Raw genomic sequence first — 19,708 nt, forward strand, 5'->3', positions numbered from 1 at the left:
GATGATCGACGCGATTCAGGCCTGGTTCCAGCATCTCTACGAGACCACGGGCCTCAACTTCACGATCTTCTACGACCCCTACGACTGGCATCGCTACGTCGGGGGCCTGCGGACGACGCTCATGCTCGGGGTCACCACGATCCTGGCGAGCCTCGCGATCGGCGCGGTCGGCGCACTCCTCCAGAGCAGCCCGTCCCGCCTGCTGCGCGGGCTCGTCAACGGCTTCGTCGTCCTCTTCCGCAACACGCCGCCGCTGGTGCAAATCTTCTTCTTCTACTTCGGCATCGGCACGCTTCTGCCTGCGGCGCAGACCGCGGACGGGCTGCGTGCGCCCATCCTCGACAACGTGCAGTGGGCGATCGTCTCGCTGTCGCTGTTTGCCGGAGCGTTCAACGTCGAGATCTTCCGCTCCGGCATCGAGGCGGTGCCGAAGACCACCGTCGAGGCCGCCGAGGCCCTCGGCTACACCCGGCTGAAGGCCTACCGTCACGTCGTCCTGCCGCTGGCGCTCCGGGTCTGCCTGCCGGCCCTGAACAACAACCTGATCAACCTCCTCAAGACGACGACCCTGGCATATGCCATCGCGGTCCCGGAGACGCTCTACGCCGTCAAGCAGATCTGGTCCGAGTCACAGAACGTGCTGGAGATGATGCTCGTGCTGCTCGCGACCTACGCCGTCCTCGTCGGCGCGCTCGTATGGATCATGCACCGCTGGGAGCGGGCTCTGCGCATTCCGGGATACGGCCGATGAGCGGCCTACACGAGGACGCCCTGCCCGCGCGCGACGCGGGTCGGCCGGGCGATCTGGCGGTCCTCCTGCCCTTTGCGTTGTCTCGCAACGGCCCGGCGGTCCGGCTGCGCCCGGTCCACGGCTGGCTGCTATGCGGCCTGGCCGCCGTCGTGCTCCCGGCCTGGGCGCAGGGGGGCGGCGCCGTATCTTCTCCGTTGGAGGTGGTCATCCGTTGGGCGCCCCTGCTGCTCACGGGCTTCGCCTTCAACGTCGCGATCTCGCTCATGGCAATGTTGCTCGGGACGGTGGCCGGTACGGGGCTCGGCATCGCCATGCTCGCCGAGGGGCGGATCCTGTCACGCGCCGCCTGGACGGTGACGCAGGTCTTCCGCAACGTGCCGTGGCTGGTGCTGCTGTTCTTCGTCATGTTCCTGGTGCCCTTCCAGGTCACGGTGTTCGGCATGCGCGTGCCGCTGCCGGACTGGATCAAGGCGACGTTCGGGTTCAGCCTGCCGGTGATGGCCAACGTCGCGGAGATCGTCCGCGGGGCGGTGCGCTCCGTGCCGACGACGCAGTGGGAGGCCGCCGAGTCCCTGGCCTTCACCCGCCGGCAGATCCTGTGGCGCATCATCCTGCCGCAATGCGCCAAGCGCATGCTGCCGCCCTGGATGAACGTCTACGCCCTGATCGCGATGGCCACCGTGCAGGCCTCGATCGTCGGCGTCACCGAAATGCTGACGCTCACCGCGCAGGTGCATGCGGCCGAGGGGGGAAGGCCCGAGCTGTTCGCGCCGCTCTACGGCTTCGCCCTGCTCTGCTTCTTCCTCTACTGCTATCCGATCGATCGGCTGACCGCCCGCCTCGAACGCCGCTTCGAAACCCGCTGAACCCGATCTCGAGTGACCATGGCCGGTATCCCGCCTTCGACCTGGACGCCCGATCAGCCGATCGTGCAGGTGATGGACGTCCACAAGGCGTTCGGGACGTTCGAGGTCCTGAAGGGAATCAGCTTCGACGTCCGCAAGGGCGAGGTCGTCTGCATCATCGGCCCGTCGGGTTCGGGCAAGTCGACGCTGATCCGGTGCATTAACGCGCTCGTGCCCGTGACGGCGGGCACGATCCGCGTCGCGGGGATCGAGGTCGCCGATCCGAAGCTCGACAAGCTCGCCCTGCGCCGCAAGGTCGGGATGGTGTTTCAGCAGTACAACCTGTTTCCCCACAAGACCGCGCTGGCCAACGTGATGATGGCCCCCATCCACGTCCTCGGCCAAGACCAGCGCGAGGTCGAAGTCCGGGCCCGCGCGCTGCTGGCCAAGGTCCGGCTCGCCGGCAAGGAGGACGCCTACCCGGGCGAACTTTCGGGCGGTCAGCAGCAGCGAGTGGCGATCGCCCGGTCGCTCGCGATGCGGCCCGACGTGATGCTGTTCGACGAGGTCACCGCCGCGCTCGATCCCGAGACCGTCAAGGAGGTGCTGGTCACCATCCGCGAACTGGCCGAGGAGGGCATGACCTGCCTGCTCGTGACCCACGAGATGAACTTCGCGCGCGATGTCGCGGACCACATCTACTTCACCGACCGTGGCGTGATCGTCGAGCACGGGCCGCCGGCGACGTTCTTCGCGTCCGCCCAGGACGAGCGCACCCGCCGCTTCCTCTCGCAGGTTCTCTGAACCGTAGGGCAATCCGCGCTTGTGCCCTTGCGCCCTTGGCCCAAGCGAGCGCGGTCCCGGTCGACATCCCTCCGAGAGCCTCGGGACGAGGGCTTCGAGGGCGTCTCTGCCTACCCGCCGGGGTACGATGACGGCGAGGTCTGCATCACGGCCTTGGAGACCGGGCTTACCGGCACCTTCCGACTCACCGTCCGCAAGGACCTCGGCTACGAGTGGCCGTTCGCCGAGCTGATGACGATCGGCCTGCACGAGAGCCTCGACGAGGCGATGCGGCAGACGGTGCGCGAGATGGTGCGCCACGTCTGCGCCCGCACCGGGCTGACCCGCAACCAGGCCTACATGCTGTGCTCGCTCGCCGGGAACCTGCGCATCACCCAGACTGTCGACGGCAACAAGGGCGTGCACATGCTGATGCCGAAGAGTGCCTTGCCGGCCAAGGGTTGAGCGGGACCTCCACGGGGCCACTGCGCCGGCGCCCCGCACGGCGCCAGTCCCCGTGCGGGGCGCCGATCACAGACGCTTCAGCCAGCGCAGCCAGTCCGGATGGTGGAACAGGGTGCGGGCGCGCATAAGCTTCCAAGTGCCGTACTTGTAGAAGTCGAAATCGAGCAGCGAGACCGTTTCCTGGATCATCGCCCAGGTCGACCACTTCAGGTCGGCCAGCGCCTTCAGCACCTGGATACGCGTGGCGATCACCGGGTCCCAGCGCCCGAAATAGACTTCAATCATCTCGCGCTCGACGCCGTCCGAGAACGCCATCTCGTCGAACCACAGGGCGAGTTCGTAAGCGCGCTCGTTGTTCGAGGCGTATTCGAAGTCGACCAGCATGACCTGGTCATGCTGGTCGATGAGGAAGTTGCCGGCGAGCGTGTCATTCATGCACGGCACGAGGTCGAGGCCGGACGCCAGAAGCGCCGCCTTCGCCTCGCCGTAGCGCCGCATCAGGAACGGGGCGTCCTCGGGCTGGCGCCCACCGACCTCGGCGACCTGCGCGACGTGTTCGTCGATCATATCGAACACGGTCTTGGTCAGGCTCAAGGGGCCGGAATCGTTGAAGGTCTTCAGCGCCCGCACCGTGTTTCCGCGGACGGCCGGCCGCAGGAAGTCGAGGTTCGAGGTGGCGCGAAAGCCCTCGAGGAAGGCGAAGATCTCGACGCCGGGGTCGGGCAGGAAGTCGACCACCTCGGCGCCGACGCCGCTCGCATGGGCCTTCCGGCTCGCCTCGACGGCCACCGTTCGGGTGATGAACATCTCGGTCCCGCGCCCCGGCACCTTCACGAAGAAGTCCTGCGCGGCGCCGGACGAGACCTGCCAGTTCGCATTGCTGATCCCGCCGGAGACCGGGCGATAGCGAAGTGCGGCGCCTTGCCAGCGCGGTACACGCGCGAGGATCGCCTCGAGATCGCGCTCGGCCGCGCTCAGCCCGTCGCCCAGGGCCTTCCACATCGTCGTCCTCCCCTCGTGGCGTCGTGTTAGAGCCCGCGGAGCCAAGCTTCGAAATCCCGGGCCCCGGTCGTCGTGCGGGCGTGAAACAGCCGCCACTGGCCGTACTTGAAGAACTCGATGCCGCCGCGTGGGGCTGTCACCGCGCGCACGATGCCCCACAGACCCCACATCACGTCGTCGACGGCGCCATAGAGTCGGCAGCGGGCGAACAGGCGCGGGTCGCAGGTGCCGGCATAGGCCTCGATCGCCGCGCGGCGGCCGTCCTCGAAGCGGCAGACCTCGTTGATCAGCGCGCCGACCTCGAACCAGGGATCGGCATCGCCCGCGAGGTCGAAGTCGACGAGGTGGATATCCGCGCCGGCAAGCATGATGTTGGAGGCGACGCCGTCGTTGCGGCAGGGTGCGAGGCCGATGCCGGATGCCTGCATTGCCTCGCCGATGAGACCGCTCGCCGCGATCAGCTCTCCGGTCCCATCTGGAAGCGGCGCGCCGACGGCCTCCGCCTCGCGGGCCAATGCCGCGATCCGGGCGAAGGGGCAGAAGCGATGGCCGAAGGGAGCCTCCCCCTGAAGCCGGCGCAGCGCCGCCAGCACCGAGGCCAACGTGTCCGCATCTTGCAGGTCGCCGACGCGGGCGTAGCGCCAGGGATCGGGGAGCAAGTCCAGGCCGAGGATGCCCTCCCCGACGATCCGCACGGCCGGTCCGAGGCCCAAGGCGCCGGCGCGCTCGGCCGCCCGCACCGCGACCGCGGTGACATCGTCGGCCATGTCGGCGTGGCGAATCTTGAGGAAGACGTCCGCCTCGCCCTCAACGGCGACCAGTACGCAATCCGAGGCCGTCGCACGGTGGCTCGGTGAGGCCACGGGCGCGGCGGCCAGCGCGTAGCGGAGCGGCCGGCCCCGCCATTCGGGGATGCGGGCAAGCGACGCCTCGACGCGATGCTCGAACGGCGTCTCGGGATGTCCGACCGCCTTCATCGCGCATCGCCCCGGATCGCACGCTCGGGCGATCCGCCGGCGCGGCAGAGGCGCTCGGTCGCGCGCAGCATCACGGCAAGACCGGCCTGCATGTCGGAATCCAGGGTCATCTCGGCGGCGTCGTGGGCGATGCCATCGACGCTGGGCACGAAGACGAGGCCGATCGGGCAGGCGCCGAGCAGGCTGAGGGCATCGTGACCGGCCACCGTGTCCATCGGGATCGCCCGGTGCCCGGTCTCTTCGGCGGCGAGGGCCATGAGATCGCGCATCGCTCCGGGGAGCGGGCGGATCGGGCGCTCGACGCGGGCGAGGATCGCGAGGTCGGTGCGGGCGCGCTCGGCCGCCGCGCGGAGCGCCTCGTCCGCGAGCGCACCGGCTTGGTTGAGGATGGCATCGTCGGCGGAACGGATCTCCACCGAGAGTTCGACGCGGGACGGGACGACGTTGGCGGAGTTCGGCGCGACCCGGATGCGGCTGACCGACGTGTGCACGCGGCCCGGCCAACGATCGGCGATGGCGCGTACCTCTGCGATGGCGTAGGCCCCCGCCAGCAGGGCGTCGCGACGCAACGGCATCGGGCACGGCCCGGTATGGGCCTGCGCGCCGGTGAAGACCGCGTCGATCTTAATCGCCCCCCAATTGCGGGCGACGATGCCGATGGTCGCGCCGGCCTCGGTGAGCACCCTGCCCTGCTCAACATGGAGTTCGAGGTAGCAGGCCGGGAGCGGAGGTGCCGGATCGATGCCGCGATGGCCGATCGCCCTCAGGGCTTCGCCCAGCGTCACGCCGTCGTCGTCGCGGATCGCCAGCGCGTCCTCGGGACGGTGATGGCCGACATAGCTGCCGCTGCCGAGCAGGCTCGGCCGGAAGCGGGCACCCTCCTCGTTGGTCCAGTTCGCGACGCAGAGATCGGCATCGGACGTGGCGCCTGCCGCCTCGGCCCGCAGGAGGGTGGCGGCCACCCGCAGGGCGATCGCCACGCCGAGCGCGCCATCGAAACGACCACCCTGGGGTTGGCTGTCGAGGTGCGAGCCCAGCATCACCAGCGGGGCGTCGGGTCGGCCAGCGAGCGCAAACAGCCCGAACTGGTTCCCGACCGCATCGGTGCGCATCGCGCCCCCGAGATCGCGGACGATCGCCGCGAACACGTCGCGCGCCTCACCGTCTTCCGCGCTGCCGCAGAGCCGGTGAACGCCGCCGCCCGCGGTGGCGCCGCACGCCGAGAAGCGGTCGAACAGGTCGTGCAGGCCGGGATCAACCGGCGATAAGATCGATGTCATGACGCGTGAAGCGATCCAGGAAGGCGGCGGGCGGCGCGCGGTCGGTGACCACGCTAAGCGGGTCGGACAGGTCGAAGGTGCAGAGGTTGGCCTGCAGCCCGAACTTGTGGGAATCGGCCAGGATCACCGAGCGCCGGGCCTGTCCCCGCAGCGTCCGCCGCAGCACCGACTCGTGCTCCTCGTAGTCCATCCAACCGCGGTCGAGGTCGCAGGCCGAGATGCCCATGAAGACGATGTCGAAGAAGTAGCGCCGGGCGTAGGCGACCGTCTCGTAACCAACGAGCGCGTTGTCCTTGGGGCGGAGCGTGCCCGGCGTCAGGTTGACCCGCGACGGCCCGCCACCGAGCAGCAGGGCGACGTCGATCGAGTTCGTGGTCAGCGTGAGATTGCGCTGGATCAGCCGCCGCGCCAGCGCCAGCGTCGTCGTGCCGGTGTCGATGAAGATCGACATGCCGTCGTGCACCAGCCCCTCGGCGATCGCGGCGACCCGCGCCTTCTCGCGCGGGTTGGTCTTGCCGCGCTCGATAAGCGGCCGGTCCTGGTCGAGGCGCGGCGCCACGGCGCCGCCGTGGATGCGCCGGAGCAGCCCACGCGTCTCCATCAGCTTGAGGTCGCGCCGGATGGTCTCCTCGGACACCTTCAGGAAGGCGGCCGCCTCCGCGACCCCGACGCGGCCGGTGCCGTGGAGGCGCGACAGGATCTCCTGATGGCGATGGTCCGTCAGCATCCGAGCGCCTCATCTCCGATTCGCCGTCCGATGCGGGGCGAACCCGTCAGCCAGCCGCTTCCAGAGTCGGAGCCAGGCGATGGTGTGTCGCCGCCTCATAGGCGTAGGCATAGCCGAGGAGGTCGGCCTCGCTCCACATCCGCCCGACGAAGATCAGGTTGAACGGCGCGTCCGACGCGTAGAAGCCCGCGGGGACCGTGACGCCGGGGAGCCCGGCGATGTTGATCTCGCAGACGGTGGTCTCGTTGATCGCGCGGCCGCCGTGGAGCGGTGGGAGTTCATCGCGCATCTGCGGGAAGACGAGGCCGTCGAGGCCGTGCTCATCCATGACGCGCTCGAAGATGGCGAGGTAGGCCTCGCGCACGGTGAGAAAACTCGAGAGGTCCGGCGGGGCGGACGGGTCGGCGAGGATGGGCGCGAAGGCGCGGATCGCGTGCAGGTAGTGAAGCACGCCACCCGGCGCGAAGGCGTCCTCTGCCTTCGTCGCCTCGGCGAAAGCGTCGACGTCGCGGAGCGCCGCGCTGGGTCCGAGCCGCGTCAGGTAGAGTTGCAGGTCGTAGGCGACCGATTCCATGCCACGGGCGTCGAAATGGTTGAGCCCCGGTGTCGGCTCGCCGAGGTCGGCGAAGCCCGAGCCGGCGAAGGGGTCGGCGATGAGCGTCGCGCCGCAGGCCGCGATCTCGCCTTGCGCCCGCGCGTAGAGCGCGGTCGCCTCGTCCGAGAGCGGCAGGTCGCGCCAGCCAGGCCCGAACAGGCCGAGGCGCTTGGACCTGAGCGCGTCGGTGGAGAGTTTGCTCGTGTAACCGCCCTTCGGCCGGCGGCCGATGCCGGCCACCGTCTTCGGGTCGGCGGGGGTGTAGCCGGCGAGCACGTCGAGCGTCAGTGCGGCGTCGCGCACGCAGCGGGCGATCGGGCCGACCACATCGCGGGTCGAGCCCGCCAGCGGCACGACACCGGCATTGGGGACCAGCGCGAAAGTCGGCTTGATGCCAACCAGCCCCTGCGCCGAGGCCGGGTTCTGGATCGAGCCGCCGGTCTCCTCGGCGAGCCCCAGCACCGCGAAGCTGGCGCCGACGGCGGTGGCCGTGCCGGCGCTGCTGCCGCCGGGCAGACTGTTCGGGGCAGCCGAGTTCAGGGTCGGACCGGCCCAGCTGTCGTTGGCATGGCTGCCCGTAGCACTCAGCACCGGGACGTTGGTTTTGCCGAGCATGACGCAGCCGGCCGCCCGCATCCGCGCCACGACCGGGGAATCGGTCTCGGGGATCAGATCGACGCCGCCGGCCTTTGCGCTCAGGAAGTGCCAGCCCGCGGTGGTGGGCAAGCCCGCCATGTCCATCGGGTCCTTGATCACCACCGGTATGCCGTCGAGCGGCCCGAGCGTCGTGCCCGCGATGCGGCGGGCATCGCTGGCGCGGGCGTCGGACAGGGCCTCCGGGTTCATAACGATGAGCGCATTGTAATGCGGATTGTGCACCGCGATCCGGTCGAGGAAGGCCTGCGTCAGCACCTCCGACGTGACGCCCCTCGCAAACGCGTCGGCGGCGTCCGCCACGGTCATCTCGACGATCTCGATCTCCGGAATCATCTGTGCCGAATCCATCGTTGCCCTCTTTCGGTGTCGGTTTCGGGCCTCGATCAGGCCATGCCGACGAATTCGTCGATCATCGCTCGGTCGCGGGCGACCTCGGGCGGCACCTCGCGGGTGATCATCCCCTTCTGAAGGATGAGCACCCGGTCGGAGAGGCCTGAGATGAAGGACAGGTTCTGTTCCACCAGCAGCACGGTCAGCCCGCGGGCACGGGTGATGCCCTGGAGCGTCTCGATGATCTCCTCGATGATCGAGGGCTGGATGCCCTCGGTCGGCTCGTCGAGGAGGATGATCTTCGGGCTCGCGCAGAGGCAGCGGGCGAGCGCCAGCAATTGCTGTTCGCCGCCCGAGAGCGCGCCGCCGGGCCGGTCGAGATAGACCTTCAACCGCGGGAACACGTCGAGGATCGCAGCGATGGTGGCGTCCTCGGGCGTGTTCGCCAGCAGGCAGCCCATGCGCAGGTTCTCGCGCACGCTCAAGGCGGGAAAGATTTCCCGCCCCTGCGGGACGTAGCCGATCCCGGCCCGCGCCCGCGCGGTGGGCGAGGCCCTGGTAATCTCGTGCCCGCCGAAGCGAACGCTTCCGGCGGTGGCCGGCAGGTAGCCCATCAGCGTGCGCAGCAGCGTGGTCTTGCCCATGCCGTTGTGGCCGAGGATACCGACCACCTCGCCGTCCGCGACCGACATCGTGATGCCGCCGAGGATCGGGATGCGGCCGTAGCCGGCATGCAGCCCCGCGACGGAGAGGAGCGGAGCCTTCGGGATCGGGTGAGGACCGTTCATGCCGCCTGCTTGCCCAGATAGACGTCGCGAACCCGCTGGTCGGCGAGCACGCGCCCGACCTCGTCCTCCATCAGGATCTTCCCCTGGTTGAACACCGTCACGGTCTTGGCGATCATCCGGATGAACGGCATGTCGTGCTCGACCACGATGACCGCATGCGTCCGGTTGATCTCGCGGATCAGGTCGGCGGTCCGGTGGACCTCCTCGTGGGTCATGCCGGCGGCTGGCTCGTCGAGCAGGATCAGTTCCGGCTCCTGCGCCAGCACGGTGGCGATCTCGACCCATTGCCGCTGGCCGTGGGCAAGCTGGCCCACGAGGCGTCCGGCGATGTCAGTCAGCCGGAGGCGTTCCAGCGTCTCGTCGACGATCCGCCTGGTGCGGGCGAGCGACTTGCGCCGGCAGCCGGCGATGAAGACGTTCTCGTGCACCGACAGGCCGTTGAAGACGTTGGGCACCTGCGTCTTGATGCCGACCCCGAGCCGGGCGATCGCGTGCGGATGCGCGGCGGTGATGTCGGTGTCGCGGAAGCGGATGCGGCCGGCGCTCGGCGTCAGCTGTCCGGTGAGCATCTTGAAGAACGTGCTCTTTCCCGCGCCGTTCGGCCCGATCAGGCAGCGCAGCTCGACCTCGTTGAGGGTGAAGTCGACGGCGTTCACCGCGGTGACGCCGCCGAAACGCATGGTCGCGCCCTCGGCCCGCACCAGCGGGCGATCGGGCTTCGGGCCTCCCGTCATCGGCCGGTCCCTTCGGCAAGCGCCGGCTTGGGGGTCGGCGGCTCGGCGGCCGGCGGCGCGGCGCTCGCGGTGACAAGCCCGGTCGCGCGCTGCACGAAGCGGCGCGCCACCGGCACGAGGCCCTCGGGCACCAGCAGCACGAAGCCGACGAGCACGATCCCAAGGCCGAGATTGGGATCGAGCATCGACTGTCCGCCCGCGGTGATGATCAGCGCCTGGATCAGCACCGCCCCGAGCATCGGACCGATCAGGGTGCCGAGACCCCCGACGAGGACGAAGATGATCACCTGCGCCGACATCGACAGGCCGAACATCGTCGGACTGATGAAGCCGCCCCAGTTGGCGTAAAGGCAGCCGGCGAGCCCCGCGATCCCGGCTGAGATCGTGAAGGCGAGGAGCTTGTAGAGGCGCGGGTCGTACCCGATCAGCTGCGCGCGGGTCTCGTTTTCGCGGATCGCGACGACCACGCGGCCGAAGCGGCTCGCTAGGATGGCGCGCAGCAGCACGTAGACGCCGATCAGCGCGCCCATCGCCACGCCCCACAGGCCCTCGATGTCGAGCGGATCGCCGGGATCTCCGATCGGATTGATCACCGGGACCGCCGGGATACCGTTGAAGCCTCCGAGCTCCGCCTGGCCGATGCGGTACTGGCTGCCCGAGGTGGCGTTGAACAGCTGGAACAGGATCACCGAGACGGTGAGCGTGATGACGCCGACATAAGCGTCGCTGATCCGCCCGAAGAACATGAAGTAGCCGAGGGCGGCCGCAAACAGCATGGGCACCGCGATGGCGATCAGGATCGGCAGCGTGCTGTCGCCGAGATTGATCACCGAGACGGCATAAGCGTAGCCGCCCAGGCCTAAAAACGCCGCCTGCCCGAACGACATGATGCCGCCGTAGCCCCAGACGAAGCCCTGGCTCAGCGCGAACATCGCGAGCGCGGCGAACCCCGTCATCTGTACGAGGCCGAAGCTGTCGGTGAGGTGCGGCGCGCCGACGAGCAGGGCGAGGCCGCAGACCAGAACCGTGAGGAAGCCGGCGGCGCTCGCGAACCGTCCGGAGCGGGAGACCATGGGGTTCATAGGCTGCGCCTCAGGAAGCGGCCAGTGATGCCCTGCGGCAGCACGCGGATCAGCAGGATCGCGGCCAGCAGCAGCACCACGTCGCCGATGACCGGCGTGGTCCGGAAGGCGACGAGTTCGTTGATCGTGCCGAACAGGCCGGAAGCCAGCCCCGTGCCGGTGATGATCGCCGGACCGCCGCCGAGCACGGTGATGAAGGCGCGAGCGATGTAGGCGGCGCCCATCGCCGGCGAGACGCCGGAGATCGGCGCGAGGACGCCGCCGGCGAGCCCGGCGAGGCCTGCGCCGAGCGCGAAGGTCGCCATGTAGATCTGGTCCGGCGAGACGCCGAGTGCGGCGGCCATCTTCGGGTTCTGCATGGTCGCGCGCAGGATCAGCCCGAAGCGGGTCAGCCGAAGCAGCGCCAGCATGCCGCCGAGCGCGGCAAGCGCGACCGCGATGATCACGAGGCTGTAGAGGCTCGCGCCATACCGCCCGATCTCGAAGCTGCCGACCGGCGTCGAGACCCCGCGCACGACGTTGCCGTAGAGCGTGGTCACGAGGCCGATTAGCCCGAGGCTGATGCCCCAGGTGGCGAGCATCGTGTCCATCATCCGCCCGTACAGGAAGCGGATTACGGTGCGCTCGATCACGAGGCCGATCAGGCCGACGACCAGCGGCGGCAGCACGAGCATCGCCACCCAGACGTTGATGCCGGCATCGACCGCCACGACCGCGGTGTAGGCGCCGAGCATCATGAACTCGCCGTGGGCGAGGTTGATGATCCGCATCATCCCGTAGATTACGCCGAGACCGAGCGTGATCAGCGCCAGCGTGGCGATACCGGTCAGAACGTTGAACCCGAGGAGCCCGACGAGATCCATGCCGGGTCAGCCCTTGAGGTCGGGGGTGAACTGCTTGTTGGTCTTGGGGTTCTTCAGGAGGTCGCAGGCGCCGCCTGTGTCCGACGGGAACTGGTCGGGGAAGGTGGCGAGCAGCTCCCAGGCCTTGTCCTTGGGACGCGCGAGGTAGGTGTTGCGGATGGTGTGGTGGGTCGCCCCATCCATCGTCACCTTGCCTGTGGGGCCTTCGTAGGAAATGCCCGATTCCAGCGCAGCGACGACCGCGTCGCGCTCCACCGAGCCGGCCTTCTTCACCCCTTCCGCCCAGAGCATGATGCCGTCGTAGGTGGCGGTGTCGAGCTCGCCGAGATCGGTGAGCTCAGCGCCGAACTTGGCCTGCATCCCCTTCACGAAGTCGATGCTCTTCTGCGCCGGCAGGTTGTTGTACCAGCCGTAGCAGGTGACGATGCCGTTGGTGGTAGAAGTGTCCATGGTGGTCAGCTCGTCGCCGAGACCGAACACGCTGGCGCCCATCGGAATCTTGCCCTTCATGCCGGCGGCGTCCCACTGGCGGTAGAAGCCGGAATGGTTGGCGCCGACCAGCGCCGAGAGCACCAGCTCCGGCTGCGCCTGCTGGATGCGGCTGATGGCGGAGGAGAAGTTCGTCACGTCGAGGGGGAAGAAGTCGGTGCCGGCGACCGAGCCGCCGCCGTCCTTCATGAACTTCGTCATCCAGTTCGCGGTGATGTGGCCGTAATTGTAGTCGGCGGCGACGATGTAGGCTTTCTTACCCCAGTTCTTCAGCGCGTAGTCGACCGTGTGGTTGACCGTCTGGGCCGGGGTCGAGCCGGTGCAGAACACGTTGCGGTCGCAGACGCCGCCCTCGTACTGGGTGTTGTAGAAGTAGAGGGTCTTGGAGCGTCCGAAGATCGGCCGGATCGCCTCCCGCGAGGCCGAGGTGATCCCGCCCTGGATGACGTCGACCTTCTCCTTCAGCGCCAACTGCTGCGCATATTGCGTGTAGAGCTGCATGTTCGACTGGGTGTCGTAGGCGATGATCTTCACGGGGCGCCCAAGCAGACCGCCGGTCTTGTTGATCAGATCGACCGCGTATTCGGTCGTCTCGATCATGCGCCTGCCTTCCAAGCCGAGCGCGCCGGTGCCGTCGAGCAGGCTCCCGAGCTTGATCGGCTCGGCGGCCAAGCCGTTGCGAGCGAAGAACGGCATCGCCACGGTGCCCGCAGCCAACGCACCGATCCGGAGGGCGCCGCGCCGGCTGATGCTGTGGTAGTTCATGATAAGCCGCTCCGTTTCCGCGCCGGCCGCGATCCGGTGCCGGGGACGAGCAGGGCTTGGCAAGACCGATGCCAACAATTCCAACAAATCGCACATGCCTGCGTAAGCCGAGATCCGAGCTGACCCGGGTGCGGGTGCTGACCCGCGATCCCGCCAAGGCCGAATTCCCCGCCGGGGTCGAGGTCGCGACGGGCGACCTCCTCGACATCGACGCGCTGCGCCGGACCTTCGCCGGCGTGCGCACGCTGTTCCTGCTGAATGCGGTGACCGGCGACGAGTTCACCCAGGCGATCGTCACCCTCAACCTCGCGCGCGAGGCCGGCGTCGAGCGGGTCGTCTACCTGTCGGTGTTCGGGGCCGACCGCGCCGTCGAGGTGCCGCACTTCGCGGTGAAGTTCGGGGCCGAGCGCATGCTGCGGCAGATGGGCTTCGGCGCCACGATCCTGCGCCCGACCTACTTCATCGACAACGAGGCGATGATCCGGGACGTGATCGTGGACCACGCGGTCTACCCGATGCCGATCGGCGGCAAGGGCGTCGCCATGGTCGACGCGCGCGACATCGCCGAGATCGCCGCGATCGCGCTGATCCGCCGCGACGCGGCGCCGGGCCCGCTGCCGGTCGAGACCATCAACCTCGTCGGGCCGGACACGCTCACCGGCGCGGGCCTCGCCGCGATCTGGAGCGCGGTGCTCGGCCGCCCGGTCGCCTACGGCGGCGACGATCCGAGCGGGTTCGAGCAGGCCATGGCCGGCACCATGCCGCGGTGGATGGCCTACGAGATGCGCCTGATGGCCGAGCGCTTCGTCGGCGACGGCATGATCCCGGAGGCCGGCGACCGCGAGCGGCTGACCGCGATCCTGGGCCGTCCGCTGCACGCCTACCGCGACGCCGCCGCCGCCCTCGCCGGTCCCGCCGCGCGGGCCGCCGCCTGAGCGGCCGGCTTACGGCGCGCGATAGGCCGATCCGTCGCCGGCGGTCGCCGGGTGGTCGACGTAGCGGCCGTGCCGGGGCACCGCGACGGTCTCGAAGTCCCGCGCTAGGACGTCGAGGCCGCGGCGCATCTCCGCGCCTTCCAGGGCGCGGCCGTGGCCGGTGACGACGCGCTCGGGCTGCAGGGCGGCGAGGCTGCGGACCGAGGCGGCGGCGGCGGGCCAGTCGATCGTCAGGTACATCGGCGGCCCGTGGATCTCGAGCTCCTGGACCGCGACCGCGTAGATCGATTCCTGCGCCGTCGTCACGAAGGCGTCCCCGGCGATCAAGGACCGGTCGCCCGGGCGCCAGAGCGAGACGTGGCCGGGGCTGTGGCCGGGGGTGTGGATCCAGCGCCAGCCCGGCATCGGCGGCACCGTCCCGTCCTCCGGCAGGGTGACGAGGCGGCTGGCCACGTCGACCGGCTTCGTCGGGTAGAACGGCGACAGCAGCGCCAGCGCGCCGCCGCCGACATTCGGATCGGGCCGCGGGTAGGCGGCGCTGCCGTCGAGGTAGGGCCGCTCCAGCGCGTGGGCGTAGACGGGCGCGTCCCATTCCGCGGCCAGATCCTCCAGCACCCCGACATGGTCGAAATGCCCGTGGGTGAGGACGATGGCCGCCGGGCGGGCGCCCGGGCCGAAGCGTGCCTCGGCCGCGCCCTGGATCAGGCCCTTCGTGCCGGGAATGCCGGCATCGACCAGCACCCAGCCGCGATCCCCGGCGCCGGGCGTGCCGACGAAGACGACGTTGACCATCATCAGGCGGCGATAGGCGAGATCGCCGGCGAGCGTCCTTGTGCCGTCCTCGGCGGCCTTGCCCGCCTGCGCCTCCGGGTCGACCGAAACCTGCTGGACCATGGCCGTGCGTCCTTTCGATGGGGGCGAAGACAACCTGCGTGCCGACGCGGATCCGATCGGCCACGCATCTCGCCGACCGTATCATTTGCCGGCAAATCAGATATTTTCCGCCGGCAAGGTTCCTGGCATGCCGCGGGACCCGGAGGCGTCGCCCGACCAGGGCCGCAGGGCCTCGGGAGCCCGGAAATCGTGCGGGACCGCGAAGTCGGCCGCCGCCCCGCGCATGGCCTGCGGCGGACGGGGGAAGCCGCTGCGGCCGCCGTAGTCGAAGGCACCGGGCCGGGAGAGGCGCTTGGCGGCGATCAGCCCCTGGGCACAGACGACGTCGAGCACCGTCACGCCCGCCACCGCCGCCGTCGCGGCAACGCGGTTGGCCCTCTGCCCACGATCGCCCTCGAAGCCCTGGGCCAGGGTCGCGAGGTCGAGGGCGTCGCCGACGACGCGGCCCAGGATCCACGGCGCCGGATCGTGGCTCGTCAGGATGGCGACGCCGGTCGCGACCTCGCGCACGCCGTAGCTGCGCACCAGCGTCTCCCGGCCCTCGAGGCCGAGGGTCCGGCACAGGCCCCGCGCCGCCGCCATCTCCAGCAGCCCGAGGCCGATCGAGAACCAGCCGAGGCCGCGCGCGAGCGCGTGGTGGCCGGTCCGCGCGCCGCGGCCGGGCGCCGGGCGCGTCGGGGGGGAGGGACGCGCGCCGCTCATGGCCGGATCACCACCTTGATGCAGCCGTCCTGCTTGTCGCGGAAGGTGCGGTACATCTCGGGGCCGTCCTCCAAGCCGACCGTGTGGGTGATGACGAAGGACGGGTCGATTTGCCCCTCCTCGATCCGGCGCAGCAGGTCGTCGGTCCAGCGCTTCACGTGCGTCTGCCCGGTGCGGACGGTCAGCCCCTTGTTCATCAACGCGCCGATCGGGAACTTGTCGATCAGGCCGCCATAGACGCCCGGCACCGAGAGGATCCCGGCCGGCCGGCAGACCATGATCATCTGGCGCAGGACGTGGGCGCGGTCGGTCTCCAGCATCATCGCCTGCTTGGCCCGGTCGTAGACCGCGTCGACCGCGCCGAGCGCGTGCGCCTCGAGCCCGACGGCGTCGATGCACTTCTCCGGCCCGCGGCCGTCGGTCATGTCGTTGAGCCGGGCGACGATGTTCGATTCGGCATGGTAGTCGAGCACCTCGGCGCCGCCGGCCCGCGCCATCGCGAGGCGCTCGGGCACCCGGTCCATGGCGATCACGCGCTTGGCCCCGAGCAGAATCGCGGAGCGGATCGCCATCTGCCCGACCGGCCCGCAGCCCCAGATCGCGACCGTGTCCTCCGGCTGGATGTCGCACTGGACCGCGCCCTGCCATCCCGTCGGGAAGATGTCGGACAGGAACAGCAGCCGCTCGTCGGGGATGCCGTCCGGCACCTTGATGTGGGTCGAGTCGGCGAACGGCACACGCAGGTACTCGGCCTGGCCGCCGGCATAGCCGCCGGTCAGGTGGGTGTAGCCGAACAGGCCCGCCGTGGTGTGGCCGAAGGCGGCGTCGCCGAGCGCCTTGTTGCGGTTGGTGCGCTCGCAGACCGAGAAGTTGCCGCGCCGGCATTGCGGGCACTGGCCGCAGGTGATCGTGAACGGGACGACGATCCGGTCGCCCACCTTCAGCGCGGTGTTGTCCTTCCCCACCGCGACCACCTCGCCCATGGTCTCGTGGCCCATGATGTCGCCCGCCTTCATGCCGGGCATGAAGTGGTCGTAGAGGTGCAGGTCGGAGCCGCAGATCGCGCAGCTCGTGACCTTGATGATCGCGTCGCGCCCGTCCTCGATCGTCGGATCGGGAACCGTGTCGCAGCGGATGTCGGTGGTGCCGTGCCAGACGAGGGCCTTCATGGTGCGAAGCTCCCGGCCGCCGCTCGGACGATGCGGCGCATACGGGAGCAACTGCGGTCCCCGGGGTTGGTTCTGTCGGGTTTCGGACCGAACCGGGCGGGCGGCTGGCGAGATACGGGCGGCGGGCCGACGTTTTCGTGCCGGCTCCGGCGACCGAGGCGGATGGGCTTCGGATGTCGCGGCGACCGGGGCGGGTCACGCTTCCTCTCCGGGCTCGGACCTCATCCTGAGGCGCCGCGCGAGCGGCCTCGAAGGAGCCCTCACGGGATCTCGCGCGCTGGAGGGCTCCTTCGAGGCTTCCGCTGCGCGCAAGCACCTCAGGATGCGGATGCGGGTGGGATCGGGGATCGAACGGGGCCGCATGCCCTGCCGGGCAATGGCTGATCGGCCACCGGAAACCTGCTCTCCCAAAACACCGCCCGTACCGGCGCGGCCGTGCCTACGCCGCCGCTTCGTCCGGGTCCGCCCGCGCGGTGAGCCGGTAGAACACGGCGAGGCCGCACCCGAACACGGCCGCGCCGAGCCAGGTCGCGTAAGGGGCGAAACCCGGCCCGACGAGGGCGAGGGACGCGCTGCGCCCGGCCAGGGTGTCGGCGACGGCCAGGATCACGCCGACGAAGCTCTCGCCGACCAGGAATCCGGAGGCGAGGAGGACGCCGCGGCGGCGCGCGGTCTCGGTCGCCGCGCCGGCATCGTCCCCTTGCGCCGCGGCGCGTGCCCGGATCGTCCGCTCGGCGAGCCAGCCGAGGACGCCGCCGACCGCGATCGTCATCTCAACCGAGAGCGGCAGGTACATGCCGATGCCGACGGTGAGCGCGGGGAAGGTGAGGTCGCGCCGCCGCAGCCACGCCTCGACCGCGACCAGCACGGCCCCGAGCCCGGCGCCGATCAGCACCATCGTCCACGGCAGGGTGCCGTGGACGATGCCGCCGGCGATCTGCGAGGTCAGCGCCGCCTGGGGGGCGGGCATGGCGTTGGCCGCCTCCATGCCCTCGCGCGGCAGGGCGCCGACAAAGCCGTAGGCCTCGTAGAGCAGGGACAGCAGCGGCCCGATGACGGCGGCGCCGACCGCGACGCCGATCAGCAGCACCACCTGCTGGCGCCAGGGCGTGGCGTCGACGAGCTGGCCGGTCTTCAGGTCCTGCAAGTTGTCGTTGGCGATCGAGGCCATCGTGACGATGACCGCGGCCACGAGCAGCGCCATCGCGATGACGAAGCGGTCGCCCTCCGGTCCGGCGGAGCGGCCGACCAGCAGCGGCAGCAGCACCGCCGCGGCCATGGCGGTGAGGATGCCGATGCCGGAGATCGGGCTCGAGGACGAGCCGAGGAGGCCGGCCAGATAGCCGCAGGTGGCGGCCATCAGGAAGCCGAACAGCACCGCGAACACGGTCGCGGCCGCGACGAGCCCGTACAGCCCGCCGCCGAGCTCGGCGCCCGATGCGAAGCCGGCGAACAGCCACGCCAGCGGCAGGGTCAGCGCCAGCACCGCGGCGCCGACCCAGGTGATCGGCAGGTCGCGCTCGGCCCGCGGATGGTCCGGGCCGGGCAGGCGCGAGCCGCTGGTCCGGACCGAGGCCAGGGCGGTGGCGATGCTGCCGAGGATCGGGCGGGCGAGCGACCCGACGGTCCAGAGGCCCCCGACCGCGATGATGCCCGCCCCGATCAGGCGGACCTGCCCGGACCACACCGCCTCGGCCATCTCCGACGGCGAGGCGCCCTCCCCCTGCCCGAGCGCGGTCAGCAGCGGCACGGCGATGCCCCAGGCGATCGCGACGCCGGTGAGTAGCGCCAGGCACGCGCCGATCCCGACGAGGTAGCCGACGCCGACGAGCGCCAGGGAGAAGCCGGTGCCGAGGCGGAACACCGCGCTCCCCGCCGCGAGCGTCCCGTGCATCCCCTCGGCCAGCAGCCGGAACCCGGTGGTCGCGAGCCCGATCGCGCCCGCGCCGGCGGCCGCGCCGAGGAGATCGCGCAGGCCCTTCGCGCCGGCCTCGCCCTCGCCGGTGCGCAGCACCTCGGCGGCGGCGACGCCCTCCGGGTAGGGCAGGCCCGCGCGGGTGACGAGCGCGCGCCGCAGCGGGATCGAGAACGCGACGCCGAGCAGGCCGCCGAGGGCGCACACCGCGCTGGTCTGCCAGAACGGGAAGCCGTGCCAATGCCCGATCAGCACCAGGCCGGGCAGGATCAGGATGACGTTGCACAGCGTGCCGGCGGCGGAGGCCTGCGTCTGCACGATGTTGTTCTCGAGGATGCTCGAGCCGCCGAGCAGCCGCAGGCAGCCCATCGAGATCATCGCCGCCGGGATCGAGGACGAGAACGTCATCCCGGTCTTCAGGCCCATGTACACGTTGGCGGCGATGAACACGACCGTGATCGCGGCGCCGAGCGCGATTCCGCGCGGGGTGATCTCCCGCGCACGCGGCGCGCCTTTGCGTGCACGCGGTGCATCCTGGCTTCCACGCGGTGCATCCTGGGCCTTCGTCACCTGGTTCGCCGCGTCCATCGTGCCCCCGGTCCCGGCCGCCCCGCGCGACATCGACGCGTCGTCCCGAGCGAAACCCGAGGGGAAGGGCGTTTTCTCCCGCCGCGACGCTTTGCCGTCGCGGCCCGGCATGGACGGGATCTGCATTCGCTGCGCCGGGCGCGTCCCACGACGATCCTCGCAAGGCTCGCCGCGCGACGGCCGTTCGCGTCGACCTCGGCTAGTCTGTCGATCGATGCAACGGGCCGAACCATAACCTGCGTTAAGCTTGATTTTTGTCGGCCGCGTCGCGGAACAAGGAATTCGAGCCGAGGTTTCCCCGGCAGATCGGCGGGCTCGGGCCCGATGGGCGCTCCGCCCCGCCGCGCTTCGACACACACAGCCGGGCCTCGG

General features: G+C 70.1%; 18 protein-coding genes and 1 pseudogene. 5 read left to right on the plus strand and 14 right to left on the minus strand.

Annotation, left to right across the window (positions count from 1 at the left end; all coding sequences use genetic code 11):
* Position 1: 1 nt before the first annotated feature.
* The 4 genes and pseudogenes from MKK55_RS27010 to MKK55_RS27025 form a co-directional block, all read left to right on the plus strand.
* Positions 2-751, plus strand: a complete 750-nt coding sequence (locus MKK55_RS27010) for an amino acid ABC transporter permease (protein WP_243938697.1) — start codon at positions 2-4, stop codon at positions 749-751.
* On the plus strand, positions 748-1,617 hold the full coding sequence (locus tag MKK55_RS27015; RefSeq protein ID WP_243938699.1) for an amino acid ABC transporter permease: 870 nt from the start codon (positions 748-750) through the stop codon (positions 1,615-1,617). The genes MKK55_RS27010 and MKK55_RS27015 overlap by 4 nt, the downstream gene beginning before the upstream one ends.
* Before the next feature lie 18 nt (positions 1,618-1,635).
* Positions 1,636-2,400 (plus strand): amino acid ABC transporter ATP-binding protein, encoded by a 765-nt coding sequence (locus tag MKK55_RS27020; RefSeq protein WP_279596383.1) that lies wholly within the window; start codon positions 1,636-1,638, stop codon positions 2,398-2,400.
* A 129-nt stretch (positions 2,401-2,529) separates the two neighbouring features.
* Positions 2,530-2,844, plus strand: a pseudogene (locus MKK55_RS27025) (amidase); the annotation flags it as partial.
* A gap of 66 nt (positions 2,845-2,910) precedes the next feature.
* Here the strand turns inward: MKK55_RS27025 and MKK55_RS27030 are convergent.
* The 10 genes from MKK55_RS27030 to MKK55_RS27075 are packed head-to-tail and all read right to left on the minus strand — an operon-like array spanning position 2,911 to position 13,133.
* Positions 2,911-3,846, minus strand: a complete 936-nt coding sequence (locus MKK55_RS27030) for a choline kinase family protein (protein WP_147726775.1) — start codon at positions 3,844-3,846, stop codon at positions 2,911-2,913.
* Between the two features lie 26 nt (positions 3,847-3,872).
* Positions 3,873-4,823 (minus strand): phosphotransferase family protein, encoded by a 951-nt coding sequence (locus tag MKK55_RS27035; RefSeq protein ID WP_243938701.1) that lies wholly within the window; start codon positions 4,821-4,823, stop codon positions 3,873-3,875.
* Positions 4,820-6,103, minus strand: coding sequence for a Zn-dependent hydrolase (locus MKK55_RS27040; RefSeq protein WP_147726771.1), 1,284 nt, complete (start codon positions 6,101-6,103; stop codon positions 4,820-4,822). The genes MKK55_RS27035 and MKK55_RS27040 overlap by 4 nt, the downstream gene beginning before the upstream one ends.
* Entirely contained in the window at positions 6,078-6,830 is a 753-nt protein-coding gene (locus MKK55_RS27045; RefSeq protein ID WP_147726769.1) for a DeoR/GlpR family DNA-binding transcription regulator, read from the minus strand. The genes MKK55_RS27040 and MKK55_RS27045 overlap by 26 nt, the downstream gene beginning before the upstream one ends.
* A 46-nt stretch (positions 6,831-6,876) precedes the next feature.
* Positions 6,877-8,430, minus strand: coding sequence for an amidase (locus MKK55_RS27050; RefSeq protein ID WP_243938703.1), 1,554 nt, complete (start codon positions 8,428-8,430; stop codon positions 6,877-6,879).
* A gap of 35 nt (positions 8,431-8,465) precedes the next feature.
* Positions 8,466-9,200: an ABC transporter ATP-binding protein gene (locus tag MKK55_RS27055; RefSeq protein WP_147726766.1), complete on the minus strand. Its 735-nt coding sequence runs from the start codon at positions 9,198-9,200 to the stop codon at positions 8,466-8,468.
* Complete coding sequence (locus MKK55_RS27060; protein WP_243938705.1) at positions 9,197-9,934, minus strand: ATP-binding cassette domain-containing protein; 738 nt, start codon at positions 9,932-9,934, stop codon at positions 9,197-9,199. Before MKK55_RS27060 ends, MKK55_RS27055 begins: the two co-directional genes overlap by 4 nt.
* A complete protein-coding gene (locus tag MKK55_RS27065) occupies positions 9,931-11,007 on the minus strand; it encodes a branched-chain amino acid ABC transporter permease (protein WP_243938707.1) in 1,077 nt (358 codons plus the stop codon). The genes MKK55_RS27060 and MKK55_RS27065 overlap by 4 nt, the downstream gene beginning before the upstream one ends.
* Before the next feature lie 5 nt (positions 11,008-11,012).
* Positions 11,013-11,879: a branched-chain amino acid ABC transporter permease gene (locus MKK55_RS27070; protein WP_147728981.1), complete on the minus strand. Its 867-nt coding sequence runs from the start codon at positions 11,877-11,879 to the stop codon at positions 11,013-11,015.
* Positions 11,880-11,885: 6 nt separating this feature from the next.
* Positions 11,886-13,133: an ABC transporter substrate-binding protein gene (locus MKK55_RS27075; RefSeq protein WP_147728980.1), complete on the minus strand. Its 1,248-nt coding sequence runs from the start codon at positions 13,131-13,133 to the stop codon at positions 11,886-11,888.
* Between the two features lie 128 nt (positions 13,134-13,261).
* On the opposite strand from MKK55_RS27075, the gene MKK55_RS27080 reads away from it, so the two are divergent.
* The gene (locus MKK55_RS27080; RefSeq protein ID WP_243938709.1) at positions 13,262-14,068 is read left to right on the plus strand and encodes an SDR family oxidoreductase; all 807 of its coding nucleotides are present in this window, start codon (positions 13,262-13,264) and stop codon (positions 14,066-14,068) included.
* Positions 14,069-14,077: 9 nt separating this feature from the next.
* Here the strand turns inward: MKK55_RS27080 and MKK55_RS27085 are convergent, their stop codons facing one another.
* The 4 genes from MKK55_RS27085 to MKK55_RS27100 form a co-directional block, all read right to left on the minus strand.
* Positions 14,078-14,962: an MBL fold metallo-hydrolase gene (locus MKK55_RS27085; protein ID WP_243938711.1), complete on the minus strand. Its 885-nt coding sequence runs from the start codon at positions 14,960-14,962 to the stop codon at positions 14,078-14,080.
* A 96-nt stretch (positions 14,963-15,058) separates the two neighbouring features.
* Positions 15,059-15,664: a cyclase dehydrase gene (locus MKK55_RS27090; protein ID WP_243938713.1), complete on the minus strand. Its 606-nt coding sequence runs from the start codon at positions 15,662-15,664 to the stop codon at positions 15,059-15,061.
* Positions 15,661-16,833, minus strand: a complete 1,173-nt coding sequence (locus MKK55_RS27095) for a zinc-dependent alcohol dehydrogenase (protein ID WP_243938715.1) — start codon at positions 16,831-16,833, stop codon at positions 15,661-15,663. The genes MKK55_RS27090 and MKK55_RS27095 overlap by 4 nt, the downstream gene beginning before the upstream one ends.
* Positions 16,834-17,272: 439 nt before the next feature.
* Positions 17,273-19,369 carry an OPT family oligopeptide transporter gene (locus MKK55_RS27100; RefSeq protein ID WP_243938717.1) on the minus strand — a complete coding sequence of 699 codons (2,097 nt, stop codon included), beginning with the start codon at positions 19,367-19,369 and terminating at the stop codon, positions 17,273-17,275.
* Positions 19,370-19,708 lie beyond the last annotated feature (339 nt).

Source organism: Methylobacterium sp. J-059 (assembly GCF_022829485.1).
Lineage (GTDB): Bacteria > Pseudomonadota > Alphaproteobacteria > Rhizobiales > Beijerinckiaceae > Methylobacterium.

Coding starts and splice junctions, on each gene's coding strand:
- MKK55_RS27010 (WP_243938697.1), top strand. CDS start 2: ATGATCGACGCGATTCAGGCCTGGTTCCAGCATCTCTACGAGACCACG.
- MKK55_RS27015 (WP_243938699.1), top strand. CDS start 748: ATGAGCGGCCTACACGAGGACGCCCTGCCCGCGCGCGACGCGGGTCGG.
- MKK55_RS27020 (WP_279596383.1), top strand. CDS start 1,636: ATGGCCGGTATCCCGCCTTCGACCTGGACGCCCGATCAGCCGATCGTG.
- MKK55_RS27030 (WP_147726775.1), bottom strand. CDS start 3,846: ATGTGGAAGGCCCTGGGCGACGGGCTGAGCGCGGCCGAGCGCGATCTC.
- MKK55_RS27035 (WP_243938701.1), bottom strand. CDS start 4,823: ATGAAGGCGGTCGGACATCCCGAGACGCCGTTCGAGCATCGCGTCGAG.
- MKK55_RS27040 (WP_147726771.1), bottom strand. CDS start 6,103: ATGACATCGATCTTATCGCCGGTTGATCCCGGCCTGCACGACCTGTTC.
- MKK55_RS27045 (WP_147726769.1), bottom strand. CDS start 6,830: ATGCTGACGGACCATCGCCATCAGGAGATCCTGTCGCGCCTCCACGGC.
- MKK55_RS27050 (WP_243938703.1), bottom strand. CDS start 8,430: ATGGATTCGGCACAGATGATTCCGGAGATCGAGATCGTCGAGATGACC.
- MKK55_RS27055 (WP_147726766.1), bottom strand. CDS start 9,200: ATGAACGGTCCTCACCCGATCCCGAAGGCTCCGCTCCTCTCCGTCGCG.
- MKK55_RS27060 (WP_243938705.1), bottom strand. CDS start 9,934: ATGACGGGAGGCCCGAAGCCCGATCGCCCGCTGGTGCGGGCCGAGGGC.
- MKK55_RS27065 (WP_243938707.1), bottom strand. CDS start 11,007: ATGGTCTCCCGCTCCGGACGGTTCGCGAGCGCCGCCGGCTTCCTCACG.
- MKK55_RS27070 (WP_147728981.1), bottom strand. CDS start 11,879: ATGGATCTCGTCGGGCTCCTCGGGTTCAACGTTCTGACCGGTATCGCC.
- MKK55_RS27075 (WP_147728980.1), bottom strand. CDS start 13,133: ATGAACTACCACAGCATCAGCCGGCGCGGCGCCCTCCGGATCGGTGCG.
- MKK55_RS27085 (WP_243938711.1), bottom strand. CDS start 14,962: ATGGTCCAGCAGGTTTCGGTCGACCCGGAGGCGCAGGCGGGCAAGGCC.
- MKK55_RS27090 (WP_243938713.1), bottom strand. CDS start 15,664: ATGAGCGGCGCGCGTCCCTCCCCCCCGACGCGCCCGGCGCCCGGCCGC.
- MKK55_RS27095 (WP_243938715.1), bottom strand. CDS start 16,833: ATGAAGGCCCTCGTCTGGCACGGCACCACCGACATCCGCTGCGACACG.
- MKK55_RS27100 (WP_243938717.1), bottom strand. CDS start 19,369: ATGTCGCGCGGGGCGGCCGGGACCGGGGGCACGATGGACGCGGCGAAC.